Raw genomic sequence first — 1,092 nt, 5'->3', positions numbered from 1 at the left:
CTCTACCAACTGAGCTATTCCCGCAGTACATCTACAACTAAATGGCGTCCCCTAGGGGACTCGAACCCCTGTTACCGCCGTGAAAGGGCGGTGTCCTAGGCCACTAGACGAAGGGGACATCAACCTTTTTACCAGCAACGCTTTACAGCACTGCCTTTGAATTTGGAGCGGGAAACGAGACTCGAACTCGCGACCCCGACCTTGGCAAGGTCGTGCTCTACCAACTGAGCTATTCCCGCATTGGCGTCCCCTAGGGGACTCGAACCCCTGTTACCGCCGTGAAAGGGCGGTGTCCTAGGCCACTAGACGAAGGGGACACAGGTTGTGCATGACGCACATTTTCCACGCTACTCAGCGCTAGCTTGTTGCCTTACGCTGCGAAGTGGCGCGAATTCTAGGGAGCCTTTCGAAGGTCGTCAACACTTCAGTGAAAATTATTTTAAATCAATGACTTCTGCCTAGAAGTTAAGCAGTGGCTATCCGCGATGGCACTGAGGCACTACACTCGGGCAAAACTCCAGTAGTGCAGAGGTTTATAAGGTGTCCCCACTCGTAATCACTCTACTGATCGTAGCCGGCATCGTGATTCTGTTCGTGATCGGCTACATCAACCATATGGTAGAGAACAACAAACTGGAGAAGGCCCGCCTCAAGGCAGACCTGTCCGACCGTATACGCCGCTGCAATGACGTGTCGGACTCCCTGCCTGGTCAGTTTATGACCCCCGCCCTCAAGCTGCTGCTCACCCGCCTCTTGCTGCAATTCACTGAACGCCTGCTCGCCGTGGATAAAACCCAAGCGGGCGCCAAGGACCGCGCTGATGAGCTACGCGCATTGGTAGCGCAAGGCGATGGCATTGCCGTGCGCAATCAGCCGCAGCCAATCGTTAACGAAGCCAAGGCAAAAGAAGTGCGCGTTATCCTGGAAATTCTCCACGGGCAAATTACCCGCGCCGCGCAAGACAACCTGCTACCCAACGCCGAAGCCAAACAGTGGCTGCAAGAAGTACGGCATATTCTGGTGCAGCTGCATATCGAGCTATTTACCAACACCGGCCAAAACGCCATGCAACAAGGCCAGCCCGGCCATGCC

Annotated in this window: 1 protein-coding gene and 3 tRNA genes; 1 reads left to right on the top strand and 3 read right to left on the bottom strand. The window is 55.1% G+C overall.

Annotated features, from left to right (window positions below; genetic code table 11):
- Nucleotides 1–42: 42 nt before the first annotated feature.
- From AAAB16_RS09835 to AAAB16_RS09825, 3 genes are all read right to left on the bottom strand, one after another.
- A tRNA-Glu gene (locus AAAB16_RS09835) sits at nt 43–118 on the bottom strand.
- Between the two features lie 45 nt (nt 119–163).
- A tRNA-Gly gene (locus AAAB16_RS09830) sits at nt 164–239 on the bottom strand.
- 2 nt (nt 240–241) lie between these two features.
- Nucleotides 242–317 (bottom strand) — tRNA-Glu (locus tag AAAB16_RS09825).
- A 223-nt stretch (nt 318–540) separates the two neighbouring features.
- Here AAAB16_RS09825 and AAAB16_RS09820 point away from each other — a divergent pair.
- Nucleotides 541–1,092: hypothetical protein (locus tag AAAB16_RS09820; RefSeq protein WP_340663165.1), on the top strand; the 552-nt coding region annotated here is incomplete at its 3' end.

Source organism: Pseudomonas sp. (assembly GCF_037994325.1).
GTDB lineage: Bacteria > Pseudomonadota > Gammaproteobacteria > Pseudomonadales > Pseudomonadaceae > Aquipseudomonas.
Note: the sequence above shows the minus strand (reverse complement) of the source record. Positions and strands in the feature narration are given on the sequence as shown.